Source organism: Chryseobacterium piscicola, from assembly GCF_900156685.1.
GTDB lineage: Bacteria > Bacteroidota > Bacteroidia > Flavobacteriales > Weeksellaceae > Chryseobacterium > Chryseobacterium piscicola.
Genome location: NZ_FTOJ01000012.1, coordinates 33,006 through 57,708, shown reverse-complemented (window position 1 = coordinate 57,708; position 24,703 = coordinate 33,006). Strand labels below are relative to the sequence as shown.

23 protein-coding genes are annotated in these 24,703 nt (G+C 33.8%); 12 read left to right on the top strand and 11 right to left on the bottom strand.

The window, feature by feature from the left end:
• Positions 1 to 6 precede the first annotated feature (6 nt).
• Positions 7 to 3,678: a metallophosphoesterase gene (locus tag BW939_RS14790; RefSeq protein WP_228417251.1), complete on the bottom strand. Its 3,672-nt coding sequence runs from the start codon at positions 3,676 to 3,678 to the stop codon at positions 7 to 9.
• A 70-nt stretch (positions 3,679 to 3,748) separates the two neighbouring features.
• On the opposite strand from BW939_RS14790, the gene BW939_RS14785 reads away from it, so the two are divergent.
• Entirely contained in the window at positions 3,749 to 4,912 is a 1,164-nt protein-coding gene (locus tag BW939_RS14785; RefSeq protein WP_076452795.1) for a Pycsar system effector family protein, read from the top strand.
• Positions 4,913 to 5,028: 116 nt separating this feature from the next.
• Here the strand turns inward: BW939_RS14785 and BW939_RS14780 are convergent, their stop codons facing one another.
• The 3 genes from BW939_RS14780 to BW939_RS14770 form a co-directional block, all read right to left on the bottom strand.
• Positions 5,029 to 7,335, bottom strand: coding sequence for a GAF domain-containing protein (locus BW939_RS14780; protein WP_084566673.1), 2,307 nt, complete (start codon positions 7,333 to 7,335; stop codon positions 5,029 to 5,031).
• Between the two features lie 306 nt (positions 7,336 to 7,641).
• On the bottom strand, positions 7,642 to 8,298 hold the full coding sequence (locus BW939_RS14775; RefSeq protein WP_076452794.1) for a hypothetical protein: 657 nt from the start codon (positions 8,296 to 8,298) through the stop codon (positions 7,642 to 7,644).
• Positions 8,299 to 8,353: 55 nt separating this feature from the next.
• Complete coding sequence (locus tag BW939_RS14770) at positions 8,354 to 9,895, bottom strand: serine hydrolase (RefSeq protein WP_076452793.1); 1,542 nt, start codon at positions 9,893 to 9,895, stop codon at positions 8,354 to 8,356.
• 118 nt (positions 9,896 to 10,013) lie between these two features.
• On the opposite strand from BW939_RS14770, the gene BW939_RS14765 reads away from it, so the two are divergent.
• The 5 genes from BW939_RS14765 (at position 10,014) to BW939_RS14745 (ending at position 13,055) form a co-directional block, all read left to right on the top strand.
• A complete protein-coding gene (locus tag BW939_RS14765) occupies positions 10,014 to 10,355 on the top strand; it encodes a hypothetical protein (RefSeq protein WP_076452792.1) in 342 nt (113 codons plus the stop codon).
• Between the two features lie 62 nt (positions 10,356 to 10,417).
• A complete protein-coding gene (locus BW939_RS14760) occupies positions 10,418 to 10,915 on the top strand; it encodes a metallophosphoesterase family protein (protein WP_076452791.1) in 498 nt (165 codons plus the stop codon).
• 216 nt (positions 10,916 to 11,131) lie between these two features.
• Positions 11,132 to 11,626 carry a Smr/MutS family protein gene (locus tag BW939_RS14755; RefSeq protein ID WP_076452790.1) on the top strand — a complete coding sequence of 165 codons (495 nt, stop codon included), beginning with the start codon at positions 11,132 to 11,134 and terminating at the stop codon, positions 11,624 to 11,626.
• Between the two features lie 18 nt (positions 11,627 to 11,644).
• Positions 11,645 to 12,361: a DUF3822 family protein gene (locus tag BW939_RS14750; RefSeq protein ID WP_076452789.1), complete on the top strand. Its 717-nt coding sequence runs from the start codon at positions 11,645 to 11,647 to the stop codon at positions 12,359 to 12,361.
• 106 nt (positions 12,362 to 12,467) lie between these two features.
• On the top strand, positions 12,468 to 13,055 hold the full coding sequence (locus BW939_RS14745; RefSeq protein ID WP_076452788.1) for an RsmD family RNA methyltransferase: 588 nt from the start codon (positions 12,468 to 12,470) through the stop codon (positions 13,053 to 13,055).
• Between the two features lie 332 nt (positions 13,056 to 13,387).
• On the opposite strand, the gene murI is transcribed toward BW939_RS14745, so the two are convergent.
• From murI to BW939_RS14720, 5 genes are all read right to left on the bottom strand, one after another.
• Entirely contained in the window at positions 13,388 to 14,218 is an 831-nt protein-coding gene (gene murI, locus BW939_RS14740) for a glutamate racemase (RefSeq protein ID WP_076452787.1), read from the bottom strand.
• A 65-nt stretch (positions 14,219 to 14,283) separates the two neighbouring features.
• The gene (hemW, locus tag BW939_RS14735) at positions 14,284 to 15,408 is read right to left on the bottom strand and encodes a radical SAM family heme chaperone HemW (RefSeq protein WP_076452786.1); all 1,125 of its coding nucleotides are present in this window, start codon (positions 15,406 to 15,408) and stop codon (positions 14,284 to 14,286) included.
• 52 nt (positions 15,409 to 15,460) lie between these two features.
• Positions 15,461 to 16,411, bottom strand: a complete 951-nt coding sequence (locus tag BW939_RS14730) for a PorP/SprF family type IX secretion system membrane protein (protein WP_076452785.1) — start codon at positions 16,409 to 16,411, stop codon at positions 15,461 to 15,463.
• A 51-nt stretch (positions 16,412 to 16,462) separates the two neighbouring features.
• Positions 16,463 to 17,533 carry an RluA family pseudouridine synthase gene (locus BW939_RS14725; protein ID WP_076452784.1) on the bottom strand — a complete coding sequence of 357 codons (1,071 nt, stop codon included), beginning with the start codon at positions 17,531 to 17,533 and terminating at the stop codon, positions 16,463 to 16,465.
• An 80-nt stretch (positions 17,534 to 17,613) separates the two neighbouring features.
• The gene (locus BW939_RS14720) at positions 17,614 to 18,594 is read right to left on the bottom strand and encodes a PASTA domain-containing protein (protein ID WP_076452783.1); all 981 of its coding nucleotides are present in this window, start codon (positions 18,592 to 18,594) and stop codon (positions 17,614 to 17,616) included.
• Positions 18,595 to 18,749: 155 nt separating this feature from the next.
• Here BW939_RS14720 and BW939_RS14715 point away from each other — a divergent pair, with 155 nt between their 5' ends.
• The 3 genes from BW939_RS14715 (at position 18,750) to BW939_RS14705 (ending at position 21,166) form a co-directional block, all read left to right on the top strand.
• Complete coding sequence (locus BW939_RS14715) at positions 18,750 to 19,739, top strand: D-alanine--D-alanine ligase (RefSeq protein WP_076452782.1); 990 nt, start codon at positions 18,750 to 18,752, stop codon at positions 19,737 to 19,739.
• A gap of 251 nt (positions 19,740 to 19,990) precedes the next feature.
• Positions 19,991 to 20,455 (top strand): pantetheine-phosphate adenylyltransferase, encoded by a 465-nt coding sequence (gene coaD / locus BW939_RS14710; protein ID WP_076452781.1) that lies wholly within the window; start codon positions 19,991 to 19,993, stop codon positions 20,453 to 20,455.
• A 78-nt stretch (positions 20,456 to 20,533) separates the two neighbouring features.
• The gene (locus tag BW939_RS14705; protein WP_076452780.1) at positions 20,534 to 21,166 is read left to right on the top strand and encodes a trimeric intracellular cation channel family protein; all 633 of its coding nucleotides are present in this window, start codon (positions 20,534 to 20,536) and stop codon (positions 21,164 to 21,166) included.
• A gap of 45 nt (positions 21,167 to 21,211) precedes the next feature.
• Here the strand turns inward: BW939_RS14705 and BW939_RS14700 are convergent, their stop codons facing one another.
• Entirely contained in the window at positions 21,212 to 21,775 is a 564-nt protein-coding gene (locus tag BW939_RS14700; protein ID WP_076452779.1) for a hypothetical protein, read from the bottom strand.
• 512 nt (positions 21,776 to 22,287) lie between these two features.
• On the bottom strand, positions 22,288 to 22,779 hold the full coding sequence (locus BW939_RS14695; RefSeq protein WP_076452778.1) for a dihydrofolate reductase: 492 nt from the start codon (positions 22,777 to 22,779) through the stop codon (positions 22,288 to 22,290).
• 76 nt (positions 22,780 to 22,855) lie between these two features.
• On the opposite strand from BW939_RS14695, the gene BW939_RS14690 reads away from it, so the two are divergent.
• The 3 genes from BW939_RS14690 to BW939_RS14680 are packed head-to-tail and all read left to right on the top strand — an operon-like array spanning position 22,856 to position 24,684.
• Positions 22,856 to 23,464, top strand: coding sequence for a LemA family protein (locus BW939_RS14690; protein ID WP_076452835.1), 609 nt, complete (start codon positions 22,856 to 22,858; stop codon positions 23,462 to 23,464).
• A gap of 10 nt (positions 23,465 to 23,474) precedes the next feature.
• A complete protein-coding gene (locus BW939_RS14685; protein WP_076452777.1) occupies positions 23,475 to 23,903 on the top strand; it encodes a TPM domain-containing protein in 429 nt (142 codons plus the stop codon).
• Positions 23,884 to 24,684, top strand: a complete 801-nt coding sequence (locus BW939_RS14680) for a TPM domain-containing protein (RefSeq protein WP_076452776.1) — start codon at positions 23,884 to 23,886, stop codon at positions 24,682 to 24,684. Before BW939_RS14685 ends, BW939_RS14680 begins: the two co-directional genes overlap by 20 nt.
• Positions 24,685 to 24,703 lie beyond the last annotated feature (19 nt).

The window sequence follows — 24,703 nt, the reverse complement described above, 5'->3', positions numbered from 1 at the left end:
AAACCTCTAAAAACTCATTCCCACACCACCAGAAATTCTTCCGCCATCAGAACCAATAAAATAATCAACTCTTGCGGAGATCATATCTAGAATACCGAGCCAGAAACCCGAACCCACGCCTTGATGCCAAGTGTTTGAATTTTCATTATCGTTCCATACCCTTCCCAAATCATAGCCGATTAAAATTCCCATATTCGCAGGAACAATACTGTTTTTTACACGCCCAAAATCCCATCGAACTTCTGCACTGTTGATAAAGTATGATTTCCCTGAAAACCTTTCGTTTCTGTAAGCACGCATTCCGTTTCGTCCGCCGATGCTCGCTGCCTGATAAAATTCGAAATTATTGTTATTGATGATCATCGCGTTGGCTGAATTGGCAAATACAAATTTCCCTTTTTTATCAATTCTTCTGAATAAGTTTAATGTTCCTTGATAAGCAACAAAATTCTGGTTGAAGTTGGATAGATTTGTTTTCCAGCCTGCGTTTAGAATAAGCTCCATTCCCAAAGTAGGAAAAGCTTTGCTATCGGAATTTTTAAAACTAAACGTATAATTAGCTCCTCCGAATTGTTGCCCGTTGAAAACCTCAGGATTCACATCCGGAGAAATTGAAATGAAGCGATCATCATTTCTTTGCACCTTAGAATGCTCAAAAGTCAATTGAAATTGGTTTTTCAAATTCAACCAACTCGTTTTTGAAATAGATGGAGCAAATTTGATTTGAGAAATTCTTACACGATTATAATTTCTGCTGATTTCTTCATCAAATTCACTGTCATTAGACAATCCGAAGAAAGTTCTGGCAAAATGTGGAGTGGTAAAAAGCGCATCAACCTGTGCATCCCATCCGAAAATTGTTTTTTTGAATATCCCTTTATATCCCAAATTAAAACCTCCGGTGGCAGTATATAAATTGGCACTCAAAGAATGCTTTTGGGTAAACGGATCACGAATAAAATTATTAACGGTATAGTTGGCTACAAATCCCAATATTAACCCATCATCTGGATTGAAATCTGCATTCGGATAACCTGCAAAAAAGTTGTATTTCGGGTGTTTCCAATTGTAGGTATTGGCCTGGTAGTCGTTAGTTAAATATTTTGAAGCTCCTTTGGTTTCGTAGGTATTTTTTTGAGATTTGAAATCATATATTTTCACTTTATTCCCGTTGGCAACTTTGTAGACATCGTGGTTATAACCTCCAATCAAACGAATGTTGATTTTAGAATTCCCGTTTCCGGCTACTTCATAAATATCATCTTCTTCAAGTCCGTACACCCAGATTTCTTTAGTTACCGTATCGTTGTAGGTTTTTTCGAAAACCAATTTTTCGATCTGGTTTTTGTCTTCAATTTCGTATTGTTTTACATTAACCAGGCCGTCTGTATTTTTTAAAATCACAAACTTATCTTTATTAACGGTACCTGCTATAGGAACTTTTTCAATTAAATTAAAATAATAATCCTTCGCATATTTTCCAAGATCTTGTTTTCTGATTTTCAGTTTTCTCTGGATATCTGCTATAGTATCATCCTGCACTTCTTTTGGCAGGTTTTTGAAAGCTTCATTAATATCTCTATCGCTGATATTATCCTGAATATATTTTGCCTGTTCGTTCCACTGTTTTTCGTTGGCTGCTTTCAGAATAATGAGATCTAAAGGATAGGGTTCCATATTCATCCATTTCACATTTTTTATTTCATCTTTAAAAGATTTCATGTGACGGATCATCGGGATATTCATAATCAGTTTAAAAGCTGCGCCGTCGTAGTTGCTGAACGCCTGATCGTGATCTCTCGGGATAGGTTTGTATACTGTATTTTTGCCATTTTTATATGCTGCCCATTTCCATTGATCTTCATGCCTGTCCCAGTCGCCGATGAGCATATCAAAAAGCCTTGCTCTGATGTATAAATCCTGATCAACAGTATAATTGCTGTTTTTCTGAAGGTTTTTAATAAGCTCAGAGGTAGAAACAATATCAGTAGCATTATCTAATGAAGCCAATGTTTTTGGGTCAGAAGAAAAGCGTTCTTCAATCATGTACATTTCATCACCATAATTTTGGTTAAAATGACCTAATTGCCTTTGTTTCGGAACATAATAAAGTTGGGGATTACTATGAAACAGATCAATTTTATCTGCAAGATTATTCACCGAAAATGAGGTGAAAGGATGGCTCGTTGTATAAAAATCCATTAAAAATCTTTCAGGAAAAGTATTGGAAAGTTCAGAGCCGAAACTATTTTTTTTAAATCCCTGATTATTTAAAAATCGGATGGCATTTTTCTTTACACCACGCATTACAAATTCTTGTCCGTCTTTAGATTGTAACCTTAAACTGTTCGATTGATTTCCGCCACCTTCACGAAAAGGAGTGTAGCCGCCATTTAGAGTAGATAAATCTGCAGTTTTATTGGTAATTGGGGTTGCGTAATATTTTCTGTAATGATTTCCCCATAGCCATGTGTAGAATTCACCTTTAGTTGTCATTTTTTCAGAATAAACAGCACTTGTAAAAGTAGATGAAAGATGAGATGGGAAATTATTAACAAATTCTTTTGTTCTATTTTTTACCTGAATATTTGTAAGATTTTTTAAGTCATTATTTTTTGTTGAGAAATATTCTACATCTGCGCTTTGATCTATTCTTAAATTCAAAACAGCAAAACCACTTCCGCCATAAGAAAAATCTGCTTTTGAAGTAATCGTAACAGGATCAGTTTTTGAGCCAGCTCCGCTGATGATTTGCTGGATGTTTTTTTCTGAATGATATTGCAGATTATGATCGTGCCCAGAAACAAAAATCACGTTTTCTTTATCTTGAACGATGTTTTTTATTCTTCCGGCCAATTCAGCATAATGATTGTTGCTAAAGTCTTCCATGCTTGCACCAGACGAGCTTCTTAATGTGTGAATGAGTGTAGCAACACCGGGAACCGGTAGCTTACCTTGAAATGAAGAAAGATGAGATTTAGCAGAATTGAATCCCGCATGAACGCCAGAACTTATAATAGGATGATGTAATGCAACAATAATTCTTTTATCTTGATTTTTTGTAATCAAATCTTTAAACTCTGCATAAAAATCTTCTTTGGTCTTAATATCGCAATTTTTATTAATTCCCGGATAGTTGTCCCAATTTATTAAAGCCCATTCTGTATCTAAAACAATGAGTTTAATGTCTTTACTTAGATTAATATCATCAATCGGACAAGAATTTCTGGGCAGAAAAGATTTGTTGTCCTTTAGATACGATTTTACAAATTCCTCTTGAGCTTTTAAGCCTTCCAAACCGTGATACCAATCATGATTTCCTGGAATAACAATTGTTTTACCTTTAAAATTTTTTGTGATTTTTAATTGGTTTTCCAATTTTACTTTGGCCGAATCATATTCTTTGTCATCTTTTTTCGGCATTCCGAGAGGATAGATATTGTCACCTAAAAACATCAGCACAGAATTTTCATCAGCTGAATCAAGTTTGTTTTTAAGTAAATCTAGGGTATACTGAGCCTGTTTTTCATTGGCATTTCCTGCATCCCCAATGAGGAAAATCTTAAAATCATTTTTATTTTTTGCCTGCAAAACAGGAATTTCCGGCAGCTCTTTTCCTTTTTGAACTTTGTAAGTAGCACAAGAATAAAAAAGCAAAGATGATACAGTAAAGCTCATAATGACAGAGCTATTTTTAAGAGATTTAATACAAGATAAATTCATACATTTACATTAAGAAAAATCTGCAATGAATATTTTAGATAAGGCTAAAAATCACGTAGAAAGCTTATTCAAAGATAAGTTATCTTCGGTTTACTTTTACCATAATTTTATTCACACTTCTTTTGCTGTGCAGAAAGGAGAAGAAATCATTAAACATAGTAAAATTTCAGAAACTGAGAGAGAAAAAATAATTCTTGCTCTATGGTTTCACGATGTAGGGTTTACCGACTGTAATGCCGAAGGACACGAGGAAAGAGGAGCTGTTTTGATGAAAGATTTTCTTAAAAAAGATAATTTTTCTGATGAATATATTGAAGAAGTTTCAAGTTTAATTCTTGCTACCCAGAAATACCATCAGCCGAAAGATTTTTTAGAAATGATCATGAAAGATGCAGATTTCAGTCATTTTGCAAGCCCTTTTTACAATGATTCTGCGGAAGCTTTGCGAAAAGAATGGGAATTAACAGGTGGCCCATGCTTTTCAACAGATGAATGGAATGAATTGAATCTTGATTTTCTAAAGAATAAGCACCAGTATTTTACCGATTATGCCAAAGAAAATTGGGAACCGCTAAAGCTTAAAAACGTAAAAAAAATCGAGAAAAAACTGGAAAAAGAAGACAAACCAAAAAAAGAAAAATCTGAAAAGAAAGAAGAAAAATCGGATCGTAGCGTAGATACACTTTTTAGAGTCACCTTAAATAATCACACAAGATTGAGCGATATTGCCGACAGCAAAGCGAATATTTTACTTTCTGTAAATGCAATTATTATTTCGGTTGGTCTCTCTGTTTTGGTTCCGAAATTAGATACTCCGAAAAACACACACCTTATTATTCCTACGTTTTTACTTTTGCTGTCTAGTGTAATGACTATTATTTTTGCCATTCTTTCTACAAAACCAAATGTCACTAAAACCAATTTCACAAAACAGGATATTTCCGAAAGAAAGGTAAATCTGCTATTTTTTGGAAATTTTCATCAAATGCTTTTTGAAGATTTTCAAAATTCGATGCGTGATTTAATTAAAGACAGGGAATACATTTATGATTCTATGATGAAAGACCTTTATTTTTTGGGTAAAGTTTTGGATAGAAAATACAAACTTCTTTCAATTACCTACAAGATTTTTATGGCCGGAATTATTATTTCTGTACTGTCTTTTGCGTATGCTTTTTTGAGTCTTTGATTTGTTTAGGCTTGCGTCACCCTTTCTGGAGCTTTCTTGAAATAGCCTGATTTTTGGTCATAGAATTTTACCAAATGTTTTTACATTGCTCTTTCATTCGTTTTATGGGAATGGCTTTAAAGTTTAAAATTGAAAGCTAAAGAGACACGCATTGCCAAAAGCCCTGAAGCTCCCTGCAAATCCTCAACCCTCAATAATTCTACATTATTTTTAAGAATTCCCATTTTTTGAAGTCTGGAAATATAACCTAGATATTCTTTCTGGTTTTCCATTCCGAAATAGACTATGGTGATTTTGCCGGGACTGGTAATTCTTTCGGCTGAATCTTTAATTTTGGCTTTCTCAAGTCGTTTTTTAATAATCTCGTAGAAAGAATTATGAGCACCGTCTACATCAAATCTTTTTTCATCCATTCGGAAGCGAATGTCTATTCTTTCATTATAAACAAAAATAAGGGAAGCAATTTCCAGTGAAATTGGAAGTTCTTTGGTGAAATTTTCAAATTCATGCTCTATTTTGCAAATTGTTTTCAGTTGCCAGTAACGCAATTCGCTAAGATGTTTTGAAGTATATGGGATTGAAGGATTGAGGTTTTGCCCAATGTATAGATTATGCTCTACGCCATCAGATTTAAATCTCTCGTAATAATGAGGAAAAATTTCTTGAGCTTCCGCCTGGCTTTCATCTAAAATATCTGTGATTTTACGGTTGATCAACGTGATAGATTCATCCAAATTTCGTCTATTTGAATAAAACAAACTGTTGACAGTATAAACTCTAGAAAAATAATCTTTTATAGCTTCTGTAGAACGAATTTCTAGCTCTGCTTGAAGTAACGGGTGAATTTCTTCTCTCAAAAGACGCTGAAATCTTTGCTCGGTGTCTGCTTTAAAATCATGATTGAGTTCATTTTCGAAAACATCCAGTGCTAAAATATATTTTTCATTTTCCAGAAAATTTGAAGAGGAAAAAAGCTTATGCAGATAATCTATTTGCTCATTGAGATCATCAAGCATCAACTGAAAACGTTTGTCTGAAGAAGAACGAATGTCTGAAACCCCAAAAAGCGGGCTTAGATTTTTGAAACTTATTTCCCTCAAAGTGTATAATTTGCGCTGAAGTGAAGCATTGAAATATTTTTCGGCTTCATTTCTAAATTTCCAGATGACAGAATTGTGAATCGTAGTATATTCCCGCTGTATGATAGCCTCAATCTGGTTATCTCTTTCATGCTTGAAACGATTGAGTGAAAAAACCAAAATATCACTTAGTGAATCTAATTTTTTTAATTTAAGACCATTAAAACTTTTGGCAATCTCTGATGTAAACTCCATTAAAGCTAATACTTCACCTTCATGTACAATGGGGATAACCATAAAACTTTTGATGTTGTTTTTGGCCAGTACAGAAAAGTTGGGAGCGTTTTGAATCTCATCATCAAAATGATCAACGTCTGAAATCACAATGGGTTTCGGGTTGTATTTCAGATTTTGGAAAGCTGTTTTTTGCATCTTTTCATCGTATAGATTTATCCAAAAATCTAGAAGATAATTGCTGAAAACATTTTCATAGATGGGAAGTTTCTCCAATTTCTGATGTTGATGATCCATAAGCATCAAACCGAAATTGAGCTGGGCAACATCAAAGTAAGACTTAAATATTTCCTGTAAATTTTCATTTGGAAGCGGGTTTTCCGGATCAATTTGAATCATTGTAGACTTCAGATCAGAAAGGGCCACTTCAGTGGTACAATCAATAAGAGAAAATATATTAAACCCCTTCAGTGTCCAAGATTGTGGTGGGAAATGTTTTTTCCAAAGGCTTAAGTCATCAAGGTTTTCGAGGAGAGCGTCAATTTCCTTATCGTTGGGTAATTTGTTTTTATTAATTGGCGCAATTTCAGAAAAATCTGAGTTAACTGTAATTTTATAATGTCTCAAAATACCATGCTGGTCTGGAATATCGTAATAGAACGGAATGGTAATTTTCACGTCTTTTTTAAAGTAAACCTGAATGATAATGCAGCAACAAAGTACGTACATTTCATCATTAGACATATCCCGAAATTCTAAAACAAAATTATGACCCGCATCTGAAAGTATTTTTCTGAATCTCTCTGTATAATTAAATGTAATATCTGTAAATGGAATACTTGCAGCTTTTATTTCATTGTGCGTAAGACCCGTTGGGAACAAATCTGCCAACAGCATACTGATAAGTTCTTTATGCTTTGTAAGTAAACTAAAATCCTGAGAACCTTCACAAAGCTCAGGGATTTTTTTAAATCTTTGTATGACAGATTCTGCATAGTTTACCCGATATTCTAGCCTGTCGTTGTAGCGGATATGCTCTAATACATCCAAATATTTTTTGAATGATAAAAAAACCTGAAACGGACTGTCTTCCTGCAAAAATTCTGGCACTAATGAAAAATTTGATGCTAAAGATAGGGAATTAAAAAGTTTTTTGAAGTTGATCTGTATTGCAAATTTTCTCTAAATCATTTAGTTTTTTGCTGATATCTTACAATACGGTCATTGTATTATGAAACAAATCTGAATTTTTTTTCAAATTATGTTTTAAATATTTTATAGTAAATTCCTAATGAAAAAAAATATAGAATCAGCCTTCACTGCATAGCGAAAACTTTGGTTTAAAGATAAAAAAAAATACAATCCGAGAATTGTATTTTTTTTGACTGTATTCTATTTCCTAAAAAGGAATAAAGATTAAGCTCCTATTCTTTTCATTTCTTCCTCTGTCATTATTTTGTATCCTTCAGGTATTTTAGTGCTAAATACTTCATGATCTAGTGTTTTAATGAAGTTGGTTGCCTCGAAATGCACATTCATTCCTTGCTGCATTGTAGAAAATTCTAAAGGAACGCCTTCAAGACCGTTGGTGAATTGTTTTTGTCCTGCCAATGTTGTTTTAATGTCAGTTGTAATCCACAAAACAGAGTCATTACCTTCACCGGATGGGTCTTTCACTGTATATTTTTTGCAGTTGAAACCCAAAATTTGTTTTGTTTCAGATGTAAGCACTGGCTTTCCTATTTTATCAGTATCTACTTTTGTTTTAGAGATAGATTCAATATTATTGGCAATTTGTTGTCCCATAACGTCGATTAAGATAATTCCTTTATCTAGTTTGGTATCCATCACGCTTTTCATTTTCATAATGCTACCCATTTCAACATTAGCTGCAGATTTATCTTTTGTAAAATACAGTTGCATGGTAGAGCCCTGCATCATTGGAAGCGCCACTGCCATTTCTGGGTTGTCGCTGGAGAAATCCATTTTGTAGGTAATTTGTCCTTCGGTAGTTTGTGCTGAAAATTTACCGATTGAAATGATGAGTAAAAGTGCAAGAACAAGTGATTTCATAATTTTAATTTAAATATTTATTTTTTAAAGATAAGAAGATTTTTGGGTCTGAAAATTATTTTCGTTTAAAATCCAGATCATCAAAATCAAAACTAAAATCTGTAATATCTGAAATCGCTTTCATTTTTGCGGATTCTGCTTTTCCGTTTTCGTCATAATTAAAGATGATATATGCGTCTGCATCATAACTTCTATCATCCCATTTCACTATAAATGTATTGTTGGAATATGGCAGCAACTCTCCTTTTAACCTCGGAGAATTTTTGCAAGAAATTCTGTACGTATTTCCTTGCTGAGCAATTTCTACATCACCAAACCACAAATCATTGTATTTCCCGACAAATTGTTCTGCTTTAGGCTGCAGATTTTTGTCTTTTTTAAAGGCATCAGATTTTGCAAAAACTTCTTTCTTCTGCTTATCAAAATTTTCATCCATTTTTTTCATTCTGTCACCATATATTTTCAGCCAGTTTTTATCTGCAACACCGAGATAGGAATCTTTCACTGTATTTGTAATCGTATTGAAAGCTGCGCCAGATTGTTGATTCGTCAATACCACAATTCCTAATTTCATATCCGGGATTAATGTAAACTGGGTAACCGTTCCGATTAATCCACCTGTATGTTGTACTTGTTTGTGACCTTTCACATCACTCAAAAACCAACCTAATCCATAGCCATAAAAACCAGTGTCATAAGGATTTTTCAGAGCTACTCCACTAGCAATCTGAAGATTCCAGAGCTGCATAATATTTTTATCAGAAACCAATTTTTTACCATCTTTAGTCGTGAAATTATTCATCAAACATTCTGCCCAAGTCGTCATATCTATGATGTTACTCATAATTCCTCCCGCTGCGTTGGCCGTTTCGTTCCAGTCGTGTGGAACGGCAATTACTTTACCTTCTGCAGGGGCATGAGCGTCAATTTTATTGGTAACAGCTTTTGCTCGGTTGTAACTTCCGAAACTTGAATTCATTCCTACTGGTTTCAAGATTCTCTGTTCGATAAATTCTGCCCAATTTAATCCAGAAACACGATGAATTATTTCACCAGCAACGATGAACATCACATTATTATAATCCAAAGTCGTTCTGAAAGGATTTTCGGGTTTCAAATATCTCACATTGTGAACAATATCGTTTACCGTAAGATTTCCACCTTCTGGAAAAAACATCAAATCACCTTGTCCAAGCCCCAATCCGGCTCTATGCGTTACCAAATCTTTGATCGTTACATTCTGAGAAACATAAGGATCATACATTTGAAACTCAGGAATGTATTTTGACACTTTATCGTCCCAATCCAATTTTCCTTCGTCTGCCAAAATCGCTAATGCGGTACACGTGAACCCTTTTGAGTTGGAAGCAATTCCCACCAGAGTAGTATCATCCATCGGCTGTTTTGAGGTTAATGAGCGAACACCAAAACCTTTAGAATAAATGATTTTTCCGTCTTTGATAACACCAACCGACATTCCGGGAACATTGAAGGTTGTTAAAGTATTCTGAATCAAATCATCCAGTTTTTTTTCTTCAACCTGCGCAAACGAGATAAAAGACACGAGAACAAAGAATAGAGATAGCTTTTGCTTCATTTTTTTTTAATTTTTCCAAAGTTAATCAATTCGGGATTATTGAGTAAATTTGATCTAATCAGAAGTCGATAATTTCTTTCTTTCTTATTCTATTCTTGAGATTTAAAATAAATCTAGCATGAAGGAAAATAAAGGTTGGATAATTTGCTTCATTATTTTGTTTGTTGTATTTATTATTGCAAACAAAATTGACCATGAAGGCAATGCTGATCGACTTGCTGAGGAAGAGTGTATTCTAGTTGTTGAAATTCCATCTGCAAAGTTCACTTCAGATGGGTTTAAAACACAAGGATATCAACCAAAAAATAAAAAATCTTGTAAATACATTCATCATAACAGATGGTGGTCTTCATATAAAAACGAAATAGAAATAGGAGATACAATTGTGAAAAAAAAAGGTCAGCTGGTATTTCGTATTCATAAAAAAGATAGTATTATTATTCATAAATATAAGCTTTGATTGTACTTCAAAAAAAGAAAAAAAATATTTTAAAGACTATCTTTGCAAAGAATTATTTACAAATGACCAAGATTCTTCTCCTCTCCGATTCTCATTCTTATATAGATGACAGAATTTTAGATTACGCAAAACAAGCTGATGAAATATGGCATTGCGGTGATTTCGGAAGCTTTGAAATCATTGAGCAACTTGAAAAAATAAAACCACTAAAAGGTGTTTGGGGAAATATTGATGGAACAAAAATTCGTTCTGAATTTCCTGAAGTGAATCGTTTTTTCTGTGAAAAAGTGGAAGTTCTAATGATTCACATCGGTGGCTATCCCGGAAAATATACACCATTAGCCAATAAAGAGATTTCTACAAAAGCGCCAAAGCTATTTATTTCGGGGCATTCTCATATTTTGAAGGCGATGTATGATCAGAAAAACAATCTTTTACATTTGAATCCCGGAGCTTGTGGGAAACAAGGATGGCACAAAATGAGGACGATGATGCGCTTTGTGATTGATGGGGAAGAAATAAAAGATTTGGAGGTGATTGAATTGGGAGCGAAGGTTTAGTTTAAATATAATCCGTTGAGAGATAATATACTTAACAAAAATTAAGCTATACTCAAATTTAAGTAAAATGTTTTTTTTTGCATTAGCGCGATTCCAAATTCGACAGGATTTTTGACGGAGTTGGTTTTAGCCACGATAGAAGTGTCATCCTTCTTTGGCAAAAAAAACAAATATGAAAATTATTAAGTTATTTGTAGTATCAAATATGAAAAAATTATGAAAATAGGAGATAAAGTTTCAGTTTTAGATGAAGATTTGAGCGGAGTAATCACTTCGGTCAATGGGAATACTGTAGTTTTTAAAGATGAATATGGTTTTACATATCCTTATCCTAAAGAAAAACTAGTTCCTAAGAATGCTGAAATTTATGAAAATATTAAAATTATAAAAAAGCCCGAGCCTAAAAAAATATTTTCTAAAAAACACGATAAAAACCCATTTATCTTGGATCTTCATTTTGAAAATATGGTTAACAACCCTAATGATTATGAAGGTTTTGAGCGACTATTCTTACAAAAGGAAAAGCTGATTGAAACAGTTAATTTTTGCCGAAAAAACAATCTCAAGAGGTTGGAAATTGTACACGGAATTGGCGACGGAACTCTACAAAGATTAGTTTTGGACACACTTGAAAGCCAGACTAATCTTGATTTTTACAACAAAGAAATACTTCACCATCAATCGGGTGCGGTAATGGTAGATTTTCATTAAATTTGCAGGAATTGACTTATGAACGTACTACATTTACTTTTCACAAAAGACGCATTAATATACCAGATTGCTAAAAATAAAAGCATTGTGGAAGAAAAGTCTTGTTTCTCTGATGAAGAATCACCAGAAAACCACCTACTCAACACGCTTGATGAAATTTTAATCAAGCAAAGATTCGACGAAATACATGTTGTTTCAGCACTGAACAATTTTACTTTGATGCCCGAAGGTTTCAAAGATCACAATTCAGGATATGATTTAATAGCCTACAACAGTCCGGTAGATAGAGAAAAAGAGGAATTGATGCTATCTGTAAATCGCAAGTTTAAAGTGCAGTTTTATTACACTTTTCCGAAAGAGTATTATCAAAAAATAAAGGCTTTGTCTATTCCTGTTTTCTTTAATTTTTCGGGAGAAAAGTTTTTAAATTCTATCAGTTTTAAAAACAATAAAGAAATTCATATCAACTTATATCACAACCAATGCGAGTTTTTTGCAATTGATGACAAAAAAGTTATTCTTTATAACAATCTTGATGTAAATTCTGAGGTAGATTTCCTTTATTTCGTAATGTTTACTTTAAGCAAAATAGGTTTTGGAATCAATGAGACCAAGTTTTTCGCTTACGGAGAAACTACAGAAAACGAAACTTTTATTTCGGAACTTCAAAAATTTGTAAAAACTTTAAAGATTGTTTATAACAATTCACCAACAAAAAATTTCATTCTTAATTAAGTTGTATCCTAGATTTTGAAGCTGCAACTTACATTTATATTAATAAATCCTTAAGTTCTGCTTTTCATCAAAAACTAGCAACCCAACCTTAAACCTATAACAATACATGTACAGAATAATTGCAGGCAAGTGGAAGGCAAAAAAAATAGCCGCTCCCAGAAACTTTGATGTAAGACCTACCACCGACTTTGCCAAAGAAGCGCTTTTCAGTATTTTAGAAAACACATACGACATGCAGTCGATTTCCGTTCTTGATCTATTTGCAGGAATAGGGTCTATTTCTTTAGAATTTGCTTCCAGAGGCTGCCAAGATGTAACTTCTGTAGAAATGAATCCTAAGCACACCTCTTTCATCAATGCAACTGCTTCAGAATTGGGCATGAGTCTGCAGGTGAATACCCAGAGAGGTGATGTTTTTGACTGGTTGAAAAAATTCAGAAATAATAAATCTTACGAAATCGTTTTTGCCGACGCTCCGTTTGAAACCGAAGAAAAAAAATACCAAGAATTGCTTTCTTTGGTTCTAAAAAATAAATATTTGAAACCGAACGGAATTTTAATTATCGAGCATCAAAGCAGATTAAAACTTGATCATCCCAATTTTAAATTTACCCGAAAATATGGAAATGTAAGTTTTAGTTTCTACGAACCCAATACCGAAGTGCAGGAAGAAATAAGTAATCAGGAAAATTAATTCCTGATTTTTTTTGTTAATTATCTAAAGCAAGACTTAAACTTATTGAAATTTTAAAACCAATTCAACAATCGGTTTTCTACAAAAAACAAATACCTGGTATACGACAGAAAACAGAATTCTGAAAAAGATATATATACCAAAAGGTAGAGAGTTATAGACGATATTAAATTAAGGCCTCTCCTCCATCAATAGCCAACTTTGGAATTTTGTATTTACAAAAACATTAAAGACGAATTATCTGAACACACCCAAACGAAGGCTTGAAAAGTGATAAAGCTATTTTAAAAAGACAAAAAAAGCTGCTCCAGAATTTGAAACAGCTTTTTAATTTATAAAACTTTCAACTCAAGATCGATTGTTTTACCAAAGAATTTTTTAGATATTTTCTCAAAATTTTTAGTGAGATCTGAGAGGTAAAAATGATAGTTTGGTTTTGGATTATGATTATTCAGCAGATGGTATTTATCTAAAATAATCTTCAAATGATTTGCTACGATATTTGGTGAATCTATTACCCGGACACGGTTTCCGTAATATTGTTTGATTTCATCAATCAAAAGCGGATAATGGGTGCATCCTAAGATTAAAGTTTCAATATTTTTCAATTTTGCATTGCTCAGATAATTATAAATAATAGAATGCGTAATAGGATGGTTTTTGAAGCCCTCTTCAATCGCAGGCACCAAAAGCGGAGTTGCAAGCTCGTCTACTTTTATCCATTTATTATGTTTTCGTATGCTTTTCCTGTACAATCCTGAATTTACAGTAGCTTTAGTTGCTATTACTCCAATATTATTGTGAATTTCATAAGAAACTTTTTCGGCAACTGGATTAATTACATCTATTACAGGTACTTGATCTGCCACCAAATCAAGAACTTCTTTCAACGCATTTGCCGTTGCAGAATTGCATGCAATGACAATGGCTTTGCAATTTTTCTCGAGCAAAAAATTCGTTATTTTCTCGCAATAACCTACTATTGCTTCTTTGGATTTTTCCCCGTATGGAAGGTGTTTTGTATCGCCATAATAGATAAGATCTTCGTTGGGAAGAAGTCTTTTAATTTCTTTGGCTACCGTCAATCCACCCACGCCACTATCAAAGATACCGATTGGTTGTTTTGCGGAAAGATGAGAATAATCGTGTTTTTTTGTTTTCAAAACTGATTAAATTTTGTGCAAAAATACTCAAAGATTTTAGATTTAAGATTCAAGATGTGAATTTTTTAAACCTGAAATAAATTTGAAGCTATTCCGTCTGCCATAAACCAATTTTTATCAGAAATTTTAAGATGATTATTTTCAATTACTAAAATTCCCTCTTCTATATTCAACTTTATATCATTTTGAAATTGCTCCAAAATTTCTTCATTGAATTTTTCTTTTAAATTTAATAAATCTACGCCCCAAGTTGTTCTTAGCCCAATCATAATCATTTCGTTAAATTGATCTTTTGGCGATAGTATTTCTTCTTCTTTAGCTAAAGTATTGAGATTTATTTTTTTAATATATTGATGATTGCTAGCTACATTCCAGCTTCTGATTTCATTTCCGTTATAAGAATGTGCAGAAGGGCCTATACCAAGATATTCACAATATTTCCAATAAGAAGAATTATGCTTAGAATGAAAACCGGGCTTTCCAAAATTTGAAATTTCATAATGATCAAAATTATGATTTTTCAGAAAATCTTTCATGTAAAAAAATTCACGATTTTGCTCCGCTTCTTTTGGGGATTCTACTTTTCCGTTTTCTATCCAGTTTTCTAGCGCCGTTTTTGGCTCAACCGTAAGAGCATAAGAAGAAATATGTGGCACCTCGAGGGCTATGGTTTTATTTAAATTATCTTTCCAGATTTCTAGGCTAGAAGTTGGCGAACCATAAATTAAATCTATACTAATGTTTTCTAAACCAAAGTCTTGTGCTCTTTTGATAGAGCTTTCAGCTTCTGACGCAGAATGTGCACGGTTCATTAATTTTAAATCTTCTTCGAAAAAACTTTGAGTTCCGATTGACAAACGATTAATCGGAGAATCAGCAATGCCTCTTAAAAAGGCTTTATCTAGATCATCGGGATTAGCTTCGAGTGTGATTTCAATATCAGAATTAAAACTAAAGTATTTTAAGACCTCATCAATCAAAGACTTTATTTCATCTGAGCTTAGAATTGATGGTGTTCCTCCACCAAAATAAAGAGAATTTAAATTTTTGTTTTGAAGTTCATCTTTGCGCAAAAAAATTTCCTTCTTCATTGCAGAAAGCATATCATCTTTAAAATTTAAGGATGTAGAAAAATGAAAATTGCAGTAACTGCATTTCTGTTTGCAAAAAGGAATGTGAATGTAAATCATAAAAAAAGCTCTGAAAAATTTCAGAGCTCAAATTTATTTAAATTAAATCATATTAGTATCTAAAACCTCTACGATTAATAAAGTTGTCGAAGTTATAACCAAGACCAATCATGAAACTGTTTCCACCATACTCCTGGATATCAGAAAGACCAAGATTGTAAGTTGCTCCAATCATTAGTTTGTTTAACCTTACTTTTACCACTGGTGCAACTTGTAGTGTTTGGCTGTCAAATCTGTTTTGCACAGTTCTATAGCTTGCTCCTACTGAGAATGCATTTACCTCGTTTGAGAATGTCGCCATAAGGTTCAAATCCATCATTCTTGTAGAGTTGGTATTAAGATTTACTAATACAGATGGCGTTAAAGCGATATTATCTGCTAAATTCCAATCGTATCCTAAGTTTAAAAAGAATTTAATTGGTGAAGGCTCATAGTTATTTACAATGGCTTCATCGTTGCTTAAAGCAATATCGTTTACGGAAACACCTCCAAATAAACCTTTGTACGTTGCAGCCATACCAAAGTTGGCATACACCATAAAGATATTACTTTCGTTACCTTGTAGCAAAGGGTCGTAGCCGTCTTCAGTATTAATTTTTGTATAATCGAAATTCATATTATAAAAATTAACACTTGTACCAAAAGAAAACTGATCTTTTCTCTCTCCTTCACTGCTTAGCGGAATAAAATAAGACGCACCAGCTGTAATACCTCCAGCTGAAATTGGTCCGTTGCTGTCTCTAAAGACAGAAATACCAGCACCTACTCTATCAAAGATATTAGCATTAATCCCTACTGATTGTACATTTGGGGATTCACTAAACTTCGAAAATTGTTGCTGATAGTTAAGATTAAGCTGAACATAGTCCGTTTTACCGTATTGAGCAGGGTTGAACAGGAACTCACCATCCAAAAGATATTGTTGATAGTATGGTAGTGATTCTTGTGCTTTGTATGCATTAGACAAAAGAGCTAAACATACGATAGCATATAGTTTTCTCATAACAAATCTTGATTTCAATTCAACAAATATAAAAAAATTCTCAATATATTTTTAGTTTTCTGAATAATTTCTCCATTTTTTTACAGCATCCGTCATATCTTGTGGCATTGGGCTTTCAAAATACAATTCCTTTTTTGTAGTGGGATGTATAAAACCGAGGGTATGGGCATGCAATGCATGTCTTGGTAAAACTTCGAAGACATTTTTTATAAACTGCTTATACTTAGGAAGATTCACACCTCGGAGAGGCGTATGCCCCTCATACCTTTCGTCGTTAAACAATGTGTGACCGATATGTTTGAAGTGAGCCCTTATCTGATGCGTTCTACCGGTTTCTAATTTGCATTCTACCCACGTCATATATCTAAACCTTTCTAAAACTTTGTAGTGGGTAACAGCATGTTTACCCTGACTTCCATCTTCATAGGTGTACATTTGCATTCTATTTTTCGGATGTCTACCAATATGACCACGTATTGTGCCCTCGTCATCTTTCACATTCCCCCAAACAAAAGCCCAATAAAGACGCTTGGTTTTTCTCTCAAAAAATTGTTTAGCAAGAAAACTTAGGGCATATTCATTTTTAGCAATAACCAAAAGACCCGAAGTATCTTTATCAATACGGTGTACCAATCCCACTCTATCAAGGTCAGATTTAGCTCCGTTTTTTTCAAAATGATAGGCAAGGGCGTTAATCAAAGTTTTATCCCAATTTCCATGACCAGGATGCACCACCATCCCTGCCTTTTTGTCTACCACAACCACGTCATCATCTTCATAAATAATATCAATCGGAATATCTTGAGGAATAATAACATTTTGCCTCGGCGGGTGAGCCAAAAGAACCGAAATTTGATCTCCCGGTTTAACACGGTAATTTTGTTTTACCGAAACTCCGTTAACCACTACATTGCCAGCGCGGCATGTCTGGGATATTTTGTTTCTAGAAGAATTTTGACGATAATTCAGAAGAAATTTATCTATCCTTAAAGGTTCTTGTTTGGGATCTGCAGTGATATTGACATGCTCATAAAGCCCTTTATTCTCTTCATCTATATCAAGATTTTCTTCACCAGAAGATTCTATTTCTTCTTCAAAAAATTCTTCGTTGTCTTCTATCATTTTTAATTTATATAAAAAGCTTCAACGTTGATTTACCGTTGAAGCCTGATTATTATTGTTGAATTTTAAATCTTTTATTTTTACACGATTACCTTTTTGGCCTTCGGTTTATCATTTGCCGGAGTAGACGTTTTAGGCTTTGTCGCATCATTCTTCGGCGTCTCTCTCCTCGGAGGATCTGCTACGGGAGCTGTTTCTATCGGTGCAGTATCTTGGAAACTAGACACTTCCTCATACCTCACTGGTGGCAAAGTAGTGTCAACTTTCATTCTGTAAGTAGAATTAAGTTCATTTATTTTATCCATTAATTCTGCTGGTGTTTTTTTACTGGCCCAAAGATCAATTTGCATTCCTTGATCACGAATGTCGCCAGAAGCTGGATCTTGGTAATAAACAATGTCATTATCATCACGCCCTCCATCTTCATAGTCTATTACTCCAATTTCAAAAAGATTTCTGGCTATAACTGCTTTTGCTTCTTTTACAGTAAGGCCCACAACATTCGGAATTCCAATATTCCGCATCGGTCCACTACCAATTACAACATCAATAATTGAGAACCTAGGGATTTTTGTTCCTGGTTTTATTGTACTTCCTTTAAATAAAATCCTTAAAATAGCATCTTTTTGAATACTCGGCTCATAAATAGTATCCCCTACCTTAAGACCCACCTGATCTAAACGCTGAAAACCAAGACCTGAATATTTATTGATAACATCAGGTACAGAAACTGGAGCCCAACTTCTTGGGTTTACTTTTAAGGTAACAGACCTTCCGTTTTTCACACGAGATCCTGGTGCAGGATAAATTTGCAAAACCTGAAAAGGCCTATATCGAGGATCATATTTAAAGCTGTCGACTTCGTATTCTAATCCAGAATCATCCAGAATTTTCACGGCATCGTGTACAGATTTATTGACTACATTAGGAACCTGCAATTCATCTCCATGATGTGTATGAATCTCAAGCCAACGGAATGTAAGGTAAACTAAACCTACAAAAACCCCGGCTGCAAGAATTAAATTCAGGAGAACCCTCCAATTGAAAAATGATTTGAGCATGCTTATAAACTCTTATTTGTAATGGCAAATATAATTAATAATTTTAGAATAGAATTTATTTAAGATTTTTTGGTTAACACTTAAATTTTTCAAAAATAAGCTATACCATTACCTAAAATCATTAAATTTGCCTTACTTGAAAGATGCATTTAGATATGAACAAAAAAAATGTAGCCGTAGTAATGGGCGGCTATTCCGAAGAATATAAGGTTTCTCTTAAAAGCGGACAGCTGATTTTTGACTCTTTAGACAGAGACCTTTATGAAGTATATAAAATCGTAATCCTGAAAGACGAATGGTATTTTTTGGATGAAAATGAAAATAAATATGAAATCAATAAAGAAAATTTCTCAGTAAAAAAATCTGATGAATCTATTCTGAAATTTGATGTTTGCTTCAATACCATCCACGGAACACCTGGCGAAAATGGAATTTTGCAAGCTTACTGGGACGCAATCGGGCAAAAATATACAGGTTGTGATTTTTATCAAAGTGCGTTAACATTCAATAAAAAAGATACTTTAGCTGTTCTTTCTAAATACGGAATACCTTCTGCTAAAAGCATTTATTTAAGAAAAGGAGAAGCGATCAATGTAGATGAAATTATTGAAAATCTAAAACTCCCTTTATTTGTAAAACCCAACCAATCTGGATCTTCTTTAGGAATTTCTAAAGTGAAAGAAAAATCTGAACTGATTGCTGCTACTGAATTCGCTTTTAAAGAAGATGATGAAATTTTAATTGAAAGTTTCCTAGACGGCATGGAGGTTTCTGTGGGTGTAATAGATTTCAAAGGAGAAACCATTGTTTTGGGTATAACAGAAATTGTTCCTCAAAATGAATTTTTTGATTACGAAGCCAAGTACGAGGGTGCTTCAGAAGAAATTACTCCTGCAAGAATAGACGATGAAACAAGAATTAAAGTAGAAGAAATCTCCAAAAAAGCCTATAATTCTTTGGGAATGAGTGGTTTTTCTAGAAGTGAATTTATCTTGATGAACGGAGTTCCTTATATGCTGGAAATGAATACCAACCCAGGTTTCTCTCCTGCAAGCATACTTCCTCAACAAGCAAAAATCTACGGAATTTCTATAAAAGATCTTTGTGGAAATGAAGTTGAGAAAGCTCTGAATAAGCAGAAATAGGAAGGCTTCTCATATTGCTTTTACTACTTGTAAAATAAAAATAATCAGCTATGAATGCCCGAATTTGATTTTTAAATAGTGCTTTAATGAAAATTTTAAACGATTTTAAATCTAAATATTCGAGGATTTATGCTGAAAAATAGAATCCGTCTGAAAAACGGACAGGTATATAAATTATCATTTTAAAAATAATTAGTTAGGGTTTTTGAGCTGCTCTTAAACCCAAAACCCAAACCCAAAACCTTTCACGCATGAAAATTGCTGTTTTCCCAGGGTCTTTTGATCCTATTACGCTAGGACATTACGACATTATAGAAAGAGCTGCCGCACTTTTCGACAAAGTAATCATTGCTATTGGTCAAAATTCTCAGAAGAAATATATGTTTCCTATTGATAAAAGAATGGAATTCATACAAAATTCTGTTGCCGAATTTCCCAACGTAGAAGTAGATTATTTTGAAGGCTTAACTGTTGATTATTGCTTCGCAAAAAATGCCCAGTTCATCCTAAGAGGCCTTAGAAATCCTGCCGATTTTGAATTTGAAAAAGCTATTGCTCATACCAATAGAACTTTGGCCCATAAAAAACTTGAAACCGTTTTTCTGTTAACCTCATCTGGAAAATCTTTCATCAGCAGCAGCATTGTAAGAGAAATCATCAACCATCGAGGCGAGTACGAACTCTTGGTTCCCGAAGCGGTAAGAGTTGAAAAATAACCGATAAATGATTGTTGATAATTTGTTCATTCCTGAATTTCTTATCAATACCACATTACAAATCATCATTTACAATCAATGCACGAGCAATTCAATTTTCTAATAGAAATCCTTGGGACAATCTCTTTTTCAATGTCGGGAAGTTTTGCTGCGATGCAAAAACGGCTTGATCCGTTTGGAGTTTTGATTATTGCCTTTGTAACCTCTGTTGGAGGCGGAACAATACGGGATTTATTGTTAGACATTCCTGTTTTTTGGATGCACGATCTTTTAATGTGTGGATTAATTTTGGCGACAAGTATTTTTTCTATGGTTTTTAAATCTATCGAGAAAAACTTTAAAGTTACCCTATTTATCTTTGACAGTTTCGGGTTGGGACTGTTTACAATTATCGGTGTTCAAAAGGGTTTAAATGCAGATATCCATCCTTTGATTTGCATCGGATTGGGAACAATTACAGGATGTTTCGGAGGAATTATTCGGGATATATTACTGAACAGAATCCCTTTAATTTTTAGAAAAGAAATTTACGCAAGTGCTTGTATTATTGGTGGGGCAATATTTCTGCTACTCACCACTTTCACCAATCTGTCTTATACAATTATCCAAATTTTCACTATTCTATTAATTGTTGCCATTAGAACATTGGCTGTAAAGTACCAGTGGCAAATGCCTAAATTCTACGGCTACGAAAATAATTCAGAAATGTAAAAAAATGCACCTGATTTCTCAAGTGCATTTTATTTAGCTTTTATTTTAAAACTTCCCTCTCTGTCTCATGTGAGGATTGTGAACGTGTTTTTGCATCGTTGGCATTTTCAGCTGAGCCTTCATCGTTTTAATGTGCTCCGTCATCATTCCTGCGGTATCAAGTCTTTTTGCTTCTTCCAAAAGTTTCTGCCCTTCCTGCTTTCTTCCTTTAGAAAGTGCAGCTGCAGCAAGATTAAGGGTTGCCATTGCTCTGTCGTGCTTCATATTCAAACCATAATCCAACGCTTTTTTCATATAGGGTTCTATTTTCGTTGGGTTGTCTTGGGCTAAAGTTAAACCTTGTAAATAATGAAAATACCCATATTGGTTTTTATCCAATTGCGAAGTATAGTTCGTTATTTTTCTTAGCCAAAGACCTGCTTTCTCCATATTTTGCTTTCTTAATTGCCAGAAAGCCAATAAAATATATTCGTTTTTAAAATACAGGAAAATAGGAACTGCGGAAAGAATTACCAAAACGATTCCCCAACCGATATTTCTGTTCATCATCAAATAAACTGCTGCTGCAATCATCAGCGCAGAGATAACAAATTTTATGTATTTGTTCATGTTTAAATTTTAGAAATGCAAAGATAGTAAATTCAAGATTTAAAATTTAAAATTTAAAGCCATGAATTGGCTGAAATAAGATTGGTAATGATTTTAATTTCATTGAACTTAAAAATTAATTTTAGAATCTAAGAGTCTGTTTAAAAATGATTAAAAAACAAATTTTCCAGGCATTTTTCTTTTCCCCAACCCTAAAGGGTGGAAAAATGCCTTGAAAATTTCATCAAAATTAACTCCCTTTAGGGTTGGGGAAATTAATTTTGATGAAATTTAAACGGACTCTAAGAATATCATTTTTTTATTTAATTGTCCGTTATTAATCATATTGCCAATTTTAAACAAAGATTGACAAAGTTTTTTTAAAAAAAAACTACTATCCGTTTTTAACGCTGGCAAAAAACCCACCGATTGCAATAAGATTTTAAAAATTTACCGGTGAAAGCGAAAACTTAGCAAAGAATACAAAGGGTTTTCAATGATGACAGATTGCAGACAATCAGAATTTTTTATATTCAGTTTTCAATTCTTTCATAGGTTTGAAAACTGAAGTCGTAATTATTCTTCTCATCTTTCTCATGAAAAACATCTTCTGTTAACTTCCATATTTTAGTATCGATTTTAGGGAAAAAAGTATCTGCATCCAACTGCGCTTTTACTAAAGTAACCTCTAATCTGTCTGCAATTTCTATGGTTTGCTCATAAATATTTCCTCCACCGATAATGAATATGTTATCATCGATTTTTTTAGCAAATTTCACGGCTTCTTTTATACTTCCTACAATTAAAATACCTTCCTGAAACCAATTTTTCTTTCTCGAAACAACAATATTAGTGCGGTTTGGAAGTGCTTTCCCGATACTCTCGTAGGTTTTTCTGCCCATAATAATCGGATATCCGGATGTGAGTTCTTTAAAATGTTTTAAATCTTTCGGAAGATGCCAAAGGAGCTTATTATCTACTCCAATTTCGTTTTTCTCGCCCATCGCCACCACAATTGTTGTCATTTTTAATATTTTTTACAAAAATAGCACATAATTTGTATATTTGGAAAACGCAAAAATTAAAAAAAACATACAGACTATGAAAAACAAAGGCTGCCTTAGCGCAGGAACTATCGGAATTGCACTTTTGGTAATTGTTGCAATTATTTTCTTTTGGGGAAAAAACGGGTACAATAATTTTGTTGCCAAAGAAGCAATTGTAGACAACAAATGGTCTAACGTAGAAACCGTTTATCAAAAAAGAGCTAATTTAATCCCAAATCTTGAAAGAACTGTAAAAGCTTATTCTAAATTTGAACAAGAAACTTTAACGAAAGTAATTGAAGCTAGATCTAAAGCAACGTCTATAAACATTGACCCTACTAATATGACAGAGCAGGATTTGGCAAAATTCCAGGCTGCACAAGGAGAATTATCTGGTGCTTTAAGTAGATTAATGGCGGTTGTAGAATCTTATCCTAATTTGAAAGCAGACCAACAATATATTAATTTCCAAAGCGAATATATTGCTATAGAAAACAGCATAAGATCAGAAACCGTTTACTACAACGATGCTGTGAGAGATTACAACACATCAATCAAGCAATTCCCCGGAAATATTATTGCCAACTTTACCAACTTCAAAGAAAAACCATCTTTCAAAGCAGCTGCAGGAGCAGAAAAAGCACCGGATGTATTTTCAGAATAATTAAAAAAGCGTGAGCAACTTCCTTACAGATCAACACATTGCATTACTTGTAGATGCCATACAATCCGCAGAAGATCATTCTACGGGAGAGATCAGGGTGCATATCGACTCAAATACAGAAACCAACAATGCTGAAAGAGCCTACGATGTTTTCAAAGAACTTTGCATGAATAAGACCGCAGAACTCAATGCGGTTCTTTTTCATGTTAATTTTGAACAAAAATATTTAACCATCATTGGTGATAAGGGCATTCATGAAAGAGTAAATCAATCCTATTGGGATGCTTTGCATGATGAGATTACAATAAAATTTGCTAATGGTAAATTTTTCGAAGCCCTTCGTGATGCTATTTTAAAAACAGGCTTAGAACTCAAAAAACATTTTCCGGTAACGGGAGAAAATACCAACGAAATTTCCAATGAAATTACATTTTCATAAATCAGTATTTTCATTCATCTTACTATGCTTTTACGTTTTCGTATCGGCACAATACAGTATTCCGGAAAAGCCAAAACTACTTTATCCCGTTTATGATGAAGTAAATCTTTTGTCTAAAAAAGAAACTGACGAGTTAAACAAAAAACTGATTGCATTTTCTGACTCTACCTCTACAGAAATTGAAGTGATCATTATTCCTTCAACAAAAGGCGAAGACATTAATTTTGTCGCTACGATGATTGGAGAAAAATGGGGAATCGGGCAAAAAGGAGTCGATAACGGCGTTGTATTTCTTATTGCTACTGAAGATAGAAAATTGGCTATTCAGCAGGGAAGATCTGTGGAACAGTATCTTCCAGCATCCGTTTCAAAACAAATTATTGATTACATCGTAACGCCACATTTCCGTGAAGGAAATTGGTACGAAGGCATCAACCGCGGAACGGCAGCCATTATGGAAGCAGTTCAGGGTAAATTTAAACCCATTGAAAAGAAAGAAAAAGACGTTGATTTTGGAAAACTAATTCTAATTGCATTTATAATTATCGTAATTCTCATCATTATTTTCAAAAACCGTGGTGGTGGCGGGAATGACGATGACGACGATGTTATTATCACAAGACGGGGCAGAAGAAACTATCCCGGAGGCTTTTTCCCATTCCCTTTCCCTGGCAGTTTTGGCGGCGGTGGTTTCGGTGGTGGAAGTTCAGGCGGTGGCGGTTTTGGAGGCTTCGGCGGTGGCGGAAGTTTCGGAGGCGGTGGTGCTTCGGGAGGGTGGTAATTTTAAAATATTCTTAAAA

Bases quoted from the DNA above. Each gene is read 5' to 3' on its own strand.
- BW939_RS14680 (WP_076452776.1), top strand. From the start codon at position 23,884: ATGAAATTACATTTTCATAAATCAGTATTTTCATTCATCTTACTATGC.
- BW939_RS14785 (WP_076452795.1), top strand. From the start codon at position 3,749: ATGAATATTTTAGATAAGGCTAAAAATCACGTAGAAAGCTTATTCAAA.
- BW939_RS14760 (WP_076452791.1), top strand. From the start codon at position 10,418: ATGACCAAGATTCTTCTCCTCTCCGATTCTCATTCTTATATAGATGAC.
- BW939_RS14700 (WP_076452779.1), bottom strand. From the start codon at position 21,775: ATGAACAAATACATAAAATTTGTTATCTCTGCGCTGATGATTGCAGCA.
- BW939_RS14750 (WP_076452789.1), top strand. From the start codon at position 11,645: ATGAACGTACTACATTTACTTTTCACAAAAGACGCATTAATATACCAG.
- BW939_RS14695 (WP_076452778.1), bottom strand. From the start codon at position 22,779: ATGACAACAATTGTGGTGGCGATGGGCGAGAAAAACGAAATTGGAGTA.
- BW939_RS14775 (WP_076452794.1), bottom strand. From the start codon at position 8,298: ATGAAATCACTTGTTCTTGCACTTTTACTCATCATTTCAATCGGTAAA.
- BW939_RS14770 (WP_076452793.1), bottom strand. From the start codon at position 9,895: ATGAAGCAAAAGCTATCTCTATTCTTTGTTCTCGTGTCTTTTATCTCG.
- BW939_RS14730 (WP_076452785.1), bottom strand. From the start codon at position 16,411: ATGAGAAAACTATATGCTATCGTATGTTTAGCTCTTTTGTCTAATGCA.
- BW939_RS14690 (WP_076452835.1), top strand. From the start codon at position 22,856: ATGAAAAACAAAGGCTGCCTTAGCGCAGGAACTATCGGAATTGCACTT.
- BW939_RS14745 (WP_076452788.1), top strand. From the start codon at position 12,468: ATGTACAGAATAATTGCAGGCAAGTGGAAGGCAAAAAAAATAGCCGCT.
- BW939_RS14715 (WP_076452782.1), top strand. From the start codon at position 18,750: ATGAACAAAAAAAATGTAGCCGTAGTAATGGGCGGCTATTCCGAAGAA.
- BW939_RS14720 (WP_076452783.1), bottom strand. From the start codon at position 18,594: ATGCTCAAATCATTTTTCAATTGGAGGGTTCTCCTGAATTTAATTCTT.
- hemW (WP_076452786.1), bottom strand. From the start codon at position 15,408: ATGATTTACATTCACATTCCTTTTTGCAAACAGAAATGCAGTTACTGC.
- BW939_RS14705 (WP_076452780.1), top strand. From the start codon at position 20,534: ATGCACGAGCAATTCAATTTTCTAATAGAAATCCTTGGGACAATCTCT.
- coaD (WP_076452781.1), top strand. From the start codon at position 19,991: ATGAAAATTGCTGTTTTCCCAGGGTCTTTTGATCCTATTACGCTAGGA.
- BW939_RS14790 (WP_228417251.1), bottom strand. From the start codon at position 3,678: ATGAGCTTTACTGTATCATCTTTGCTTTTTTATTCTTGTGCTACTTAC.
- BW939_RS14765 (WP_076452792.1), top strand. From the start codon at position 10,014: ATGAAGGAAAATAAAGGTTGGATAATTTGCTTCATTATTTTGTTTGTT.
- BW939_RS14725 (WP_076452784.1), bottom strand. From the start codon at position 17,533: ATGATAGAAGACAACGAAGAATTTTTTGAAGAAGAAATAGAATCTTCT.
- BW939_RS14755 (WP_076452790.1), top strand. From the start codon at position 11,132: ATGAAAATAGGAGATAAAGTTTCAGTTTTAGATGAAGATTTGAGCGGA.